This window comes from Ornithinimicrobium sp., from assembly GCF_035267225.1.
Classification (GTDB): Bacteria; Actinomycetota; Actinomycetes; order Actinomycetales; family Dermatophilaceae; genus Ornithinicoccus.
In genome coordinates this window covers 1-5,068 of the sequence record NZ_DATFMA010000042.1, presented here as the reverse complement: position 1 = coordinate 5,068, position 5,068 = coordinate 1, and the positions used below count along the sequence as shown (strand labels likewise).

Annotated in this window: 6 protein-coding genes and 1 pseudogene; 6 read left to right on the top strand and 1 reads right to left on the bottom strand. The window is 69.5% G+C overall.

Annotated elements, in window-relative coordinates; translation table 11 throughout:
* The 3 genes from VJ976_RS02705 to VJ976_RS02695 form a co-directional block, all read left to right on the top strand.
* Positions 1-1,550: AMP-binding protein (locus VJ976_RS02705; protein ID WP_324098569.1), on the top strand; the 1,550-nt coding region annotated here is incomplete at its 5' end.
* Between the two features lie 69 nt (positions 1,551-1,619).
* The gene (locus tag VJ976_RS02700; RefSeq protein ID WP_324098568.1) at positions 1,620-1,991 is read left to right on the top strand and encodes a metalloregulator ArsR/SmtB family transcription factor; all 372 of its coding nucleotides are present in this window, start codon (positions 1,620-1,622) and stop codon (positions 1,989-1,991) included.
* Positions 1,988-2,617 carry a DUF4396 domain-containing protein gene (locus tag VJ976_RS02695; RefSeq protein WP_324098567.1) on the top strand — a complete coding sequence of 210 codons (630 nt, stop codon included), beginning with the start codon at positions 1,988-1,990 and terminating at the stop codon, positions 2,615-2,617. The genes VJ976_RS02700 and VJ976_RS02695 overlap by 4 nt, the downstream gene beginning before the upstream one ends.
* Before the next feature lie 62 nt (positions 2,618-2,679).
* On the opposite strand, the gene VJ976_RS02690 is transcribed toward VJ976_RS02695, so the two are convergent.
* Positions 2,680-3,216, bottom strand: a complete 537-nt coding sequence (locus tag VJ976_RS02690) for a GNAT family N-acetyltransferase (RefSeq protein WP_324098566.1) — start codon at positions 3,214-3,216, stop codon at positions 2,680-2,682.
* A gap of 109 nt (positions 3,217-3,325) precedes the next feature.
* Here VJ976_RS02690 and VJ976_RS02685 point away from each other — a divergent pair, with 109 nt between their 5' ends.
* The 3 genes and pseudogenes from VJ976_RS02685 to VJ976_RS02675 all read left to right on the top strand — a co-directional run.
* Positions 3,326-3,934 carry a hypothetical protein gene (locus tag VJ976_RS02685; RefSeq protein ID WP_324098565.1) on the top strand — a complete coding sequence of 203 codons (609 nt, stop codon included), beginning with the start codon at positions 3,326-3,328 and terminating at the stop codon, positions 3,932-3,934.
* A 26-nt stretch (positions 3,935-3,960) separates the two neighbouring features.
* A complete protein-coding gene (locus tag VJ976_RS02680) occupies positions 3,961-4,437 on the top strand; it encodes an isoprenylcysteine carboxylmethyltransferase family protein (RefSeq protein WP_324098564.1) in 477 nt (158 codons plus the stop codon).
* A 303-nt stretch (positions 4,438-4,740) separates the two neighbouring features.
* A pseudogene (locus VJ976_RS02675) lies at positions 4,741-5,068 on the top strand (hypothetical protein); the annotation flags it as partial.

The window sequence follows — 5,068 nt, the reverse complement described above, 5'->3', positions numbered from 1 at the left end:
TGAACCCGACGCTGGCCGCCGAACTTCGAGCAGCGGCTGCCGTCTCACCCGACCGAGTCTTTCTGCGCACCGTGCACGACGAGCTCACCTACGCCCAGGCGGACGCGGCAGTGAGCGCGCGCGCTGCGGACCTGCGCGCGGCCGGCGTCAGCAAGGGCGATGCCGTCGCCCTCATCATGCGCACCGACCTTCCGCAGGTCATCCTCTGGTTCGCGCTGAGCTCGCTCGGCGCCCTGCATGTGCCCGTCGACCCGACGCTGCGAGGACCCAGCCTCGCGCACGCGCTGCGGGTCGCCGACGTGGGCCTGGTGCTGGCCGAGGAAGAGATCGTGCCCACCGTCCGGCACGCCACGGGGGACCTGCGCGCACCACCGCAGGTGCTGGCGGTGAGGGACCTGCCGGACCCAGCGACACCTGACCCGGTGCGTGCTCCCATCGCGCCGGTCGACGTCGACCCCCTGCAGACCGCCACCCTGCTGTTCACCTCCGGCACCACGGGGCCGGCGAAGGCGTGTGCGTTGTCCCACCGCTACCTGCTCCGGCAAGGCCAGCTGCACGCGAAGCACCTGGAGCTGCGAGCCGGCGACGTCCTCTACTGCCCCTTCCCCCTCTTCCACGTCGACGCGGCGACCTTGACCGTCTCGGCAGCACTGGCTGTCCGAGCGACGGCCGCGCTCGGCCCTCGGTTCTCGGCCTCGGGCTTCTGGGACGAGATCCGAGCGGTGCGAGCCACGGTCTTCAACTTCATGGGCGCCACCCTGACCATGGTGTGGAAGCGACCACCGACGCCGGCCGACCGTGACCATCGGGTGCGGCTGGCCTGGGGTGTGCCCATGCCCGAGTGGCAGGCCGGCTTCGAGGCGAGGTTCGGCATACCCCTGCGGCAGGTCTACGGGCTCACCGACGCGGGCATCCCGGTCTACGACCCCGTGGCGGTCGACCAGCAGCGAGCGGGCCGGGCGGGGCGAGTGGTCGAGGAGTACCAGATCGCGATCGATGAGTCACAACGGCGGGAAGGTGACCCGCCCGGCGTGGGGGAGATCCTGGTCCGCGGGCGTGAACCGGGGCTGGTGATGAACGGCTACTACGGTGATGACCAGGCCACGGCGGCGACGGTCGTCGACGGGTGGGTACGCACCGGCGACCTCGGTGAGCTGGACGAGGACGGCTACCTGGCCTTCCACGGCCGGCTGAGTGACTCCATCCGGCGCCGGGGACAGAACATTTCCGCGTTCGAGGTCGAAGAGCTGGTGACCTCGCATCCCGACGTCGTGGAGGCGGCGGCGATCGGCGTGCCCAGCGACCTGACGGAGGAGGATGTGCTCGTCTGCGTGGTGCGGCGCGCCGGGTCCTCGCTCGACGCCGACGCGCTGGCCACGCACTGCGTGGCGCACGGCCCGAGACATCTGGCTCCGCGCTACGTCCGCTTTCTGACCGAGCTGCCGAAGACCCCGACCGAGAAGGTGCAGAAGACCGCCTTGCGAACCGAGGCCGTGACGTCGGACACCCGGGACGTGGAGCGTCACCGCGCCCGGCCGCCGCTGTCCTAGCTCCTCCGTCGTACATCGGCCGCGTCCACGGCGGGAAATATATCCGCACATCCGTGCGTATATGCGGGTATGACCCTGGACCACCCGCACCCGGTCGACGCCGCGGCGGTCGACGCGAGCCGCAGTGCCACGCTGGACCCCGAGGCGGCCGAGCAGCTCCGGCAGCTCCTGGTCCTGCTGTGCGACACGGTCCGGCTGCGCGCGCTCTTTGCCCTCCGCGCGACCGACGAGCTCTGCGTCGGAGACCTCGCGCTGGTGCTGGACATCTCACAGGACCAGTCCTCCTACGCTCTCCGCCAGCTCCGCGCGGCAGGGCTGGTGCGGACCCGGCGCGACGGCCGGGTCGTCTACTACCGCCTCGCCGATGCCTTCCCCCATGAACTACTCGACCACTGCCTTCGCGAGCTGCTCGCGATCTCCGGCGGAGAGGACCTGCCATGACCCAGCACCAGGCTGACCACGCCGCCCACGCGCGGGACGAGCAGGGCCACGACCCCGGCGGCCACGGCGACATGCGCGGTATGGCGGCCAGTGCCACCATGCACTGCTTGACCGGGTGCGCGATCGGTGAGATCACCGGCCTCGTCATCGGCACTGCCCTCGGCCTCAGCGCTCTGGCGACCATCCCCCTCGCCGTCTCGCTGGCGTTCTTCTTCGGCTACACCCTGTCCACCCTGCCGCTGCTGCGAGCGGGTCTGCCGACGGCGCGGGCGTTGAAGATCGTGCTCGCGGCCGACACCCTGTCCATCCTGACCATGGAGGTTGTCGACAACGCCGTCATGGCGGTCATCCCCGGCGCCATGGAGGCCGGCCTGGTCAACCCGGTCTTCTGGGCCAGCATGCCGCTGGCCTTCACTGCCGCGTTCGTCGCCGCCTTCCCGGTCAACCGCTGGCTGCTGGGACGTGGGCAGGGTCACGCCCTGACGCACGACTACCACCACGGTGAGCATGCCCCGAGCGGCTACCGCCGCTTCATCCCCCACTTCGCCACCACGACGCTCGCCGCCGCGGTGGCCGCCTTCATGGCCGGGGGCCTGGTGGTGTCGCTGGCGGATCTGCTGGTCTGAGGCTTTCGGCTCGGTGCACCTCTGGCACACCCGTGCGGTGGGGCAGGCCGTAGGCCCGCCGTTCAGAGCGAGGGTAGCTCGAGCCACTCCGCCCACGTCAGGTCACGTCCGACGTAGCGGGGGTGGGCCAGCGGCCAGTCGCGCTCGATCCACCGCGGCACAGTCTCGTCCAAGCAGGCCTCGACGGACCCACCCCTGAGCTCGTCCACGACCCACCAGGAGATCTCGGCGTCGGCCCCCACCCTCTCGGGAGGGTCGATATAGACACATCCCAGGAGCTCGCTCTCGTGTTCGTCGAACACGGCGTAGTTGAACGAACGGTGGTGAGCGATCTCGTCCTCGTGGTAGGCGAGGTCCTCTCGGTCTTGCTCGACGGTCATCGTCGCCGGAGGCCAGCCCCATGGCTCGCCGTAGGTGGCCCACAGGCTCTCGCGCGAGCCCATCACCGCCGGGTAGTCCAGTTCGACGTCGGCCTCCCGGATGGGCCGCAGGTGATGACCGGTGGCCAGTAAGAGCGCGGTGGGATGCTGCCACTGTGCCGGGAGCCACGAGCCTTGGCTGACGTCCACGTCCCCCCCTTTCTCACTGTCGTGGTCCATCCTTCCCTCACGTGTTCGGTCAGACCAGTAGGCACCGCCGACCAGCAGCACTAGGTTGCTGAGTGGGACCTTCGATGAGGAAGGGCCACGCGGCGATCGGAGGTCGGAGATGTATATCCAAGTCATCCAGGGCACCTGCCACGAGGAGGCAACGCTGAAGCGCCAGCTCGATCGATGGCACGAGGATCTCGCGCCCGGAGCCGACGGGTGGCTCGGATGGACGTGCGGGACCACCGACGCGGACCTGTTCGTCGGCGTCATTCGCTTCGAGTCGCGTGAGGCCGCTCAGCGCAACTCCGACCGCCCGGAGCAGGGCGACTGGTGGGAGGAAACCAGCGGGTGCTTCGACGGGGAGGTGACATTCCACGACTGCGACGACGTGATCGTCCTGCTCGACGGCGGCTCGGACGACGCCGGGTTCGTCCAGGTCGTGCAGGGCCAGATCGAGAATGCGCAGCGCCTCCGCGACCTCATGTCGCGCCCGATGGACGAGCTGCGAGAGATGCGCCCCGAGATCATCGGCGGGACCGTGGCGGTGAACGACGACGGATGGTTCAACCAGACGTTCGCGTTCCGCAGCGAGGACGAGGCCCGCCGAGGGGAGGGCCAGGAGATGCCGGCGGAACAGCAGCGGGAGTGGGAGTCGATGATGTCGCAGGTCAGTGACATGACCTATCTCGATCTTCACCGACCTTGGTTCGCCAGCGCGGGCTCCTGAACCGCGCAGGGGTCGGGTGGTCGTTCGTGGCAGCACAGGTCGTGCTGCTGTTGACGCTCGTCCTGCTGCCTTCCGGCGCACTGTGGCCGGTGCCGCCATGGATGTCCGTCGTGTGGTGGGCTCTCGTGGTCATCGGCGTCGTCGTGGTCGTGGTCGCCGGGCTCAACCTCGGCCGTGCCCTCACTCCGACCCCGGTGCCGAACGGCCGGGCCGAACTGCAGACCGGCGGTCTGTACCGGTGGGTTCGCCATCCGATCTACACCGGTGTGCTGAGCATCGTCGTCGGTCTCATGCTCAGCGCGCGCAGCTGGGCCGGCCTCGCGGTCGGTCTGACGACCGTCGTCTTCTTCCACGTCAAGGCTCGGTGGGAGGAGGCGCGCTTGGTCGAGACCTTCGACGGCTATCGGGACTATGCCGCGGCAACACCACGGTTCGTGCCGCTCTGGCCGGCTGGGTTGGTTCGGGGCACACCTCCTCGCGGTCCGAGCAAAGGCGGCCCGTAGCGGGAACGGTCGCACGCATCCCGGTCGGGCCCGCCTCGCCGCGAGACTGAGGCAGCGGGTGTCGTCGGGGCTGAGGTCTGTCGGTCTGAGCGCCTAGAATGGACACATGTTCGATGAACGTCTGGCACAGTCGACGCCACTCTCCCCGGTGTTCGCACGATGACCGCCGTTGTTCGCGGGTTCTGCAGCCCGAGGTCGGTGCCGTCTCCGGCGAGTGTGGTTTCTGACCACGACCCGGATCTCGAAGCGTCTCTGCGCGCGATGCGGGACGCTGTCCGCGCGGCCCAGCCGACACCCCAGCAGGTGTTCGTCACTTCCGTCTCGCATCTGTCCGCGGGGATGCGACTGCTCAACGACGCACATGCCGAGCTCGAGCGGGCGACCTTGGCCGTGCTCACGGAGTCTCTCGCCCGCGGTTGCCACACTGACGTGGCAATGTCAGCGCACGACTGGGTGGTCTCGCGGTGCCCGTGGCTGTCTCGGGCGCAGGTCGGGGACCTGGTGACGGTCGCGACCAGTGTGCGGCAGGCGGCGCATGAGCCGATCCGCGAGGCGGTGACCACGGGCCGGCTGCCGGTGCGTCGTGCCGCCCGGCTGGTGCGGTGCCTGCAGCAGGTCCGGTCGGTGACAC

What these genes read in the sequence shown, in the direction of transcription:
- VJ976_RS02690 (WP_324098566.1), bottom strand. Translation starts at nt 3,216, where the DNA reads ATGGACCACGACAGTGAGAAAGGGGGGGACGTGGACGTCAGCCAAGGC.
- VJ976_RS02700 (WP_324098568.1), top strand. Translation starts at nt 1,620, where the DNA reads ATGACCCTGGACCACCCGCACCCGGTCGACGCCGCGGCGGTCGACGCG.
- VJ976_RS02695 (WP_324098567.1), top strand. Translation starts at nt 1,988, where the DNA reads ATGACCCAGCACCAGGCTGACCACGCCGCCCACGCGCGGGACGAGCAG.
- VJ976_RS02685 (WP_324098565.1), top strand. Translation starts at nt 3,326, where the DNA reads ATGTATATCCAAGTCATCCAGGGCACCTGCCACGAGGAGGCAACGCTG.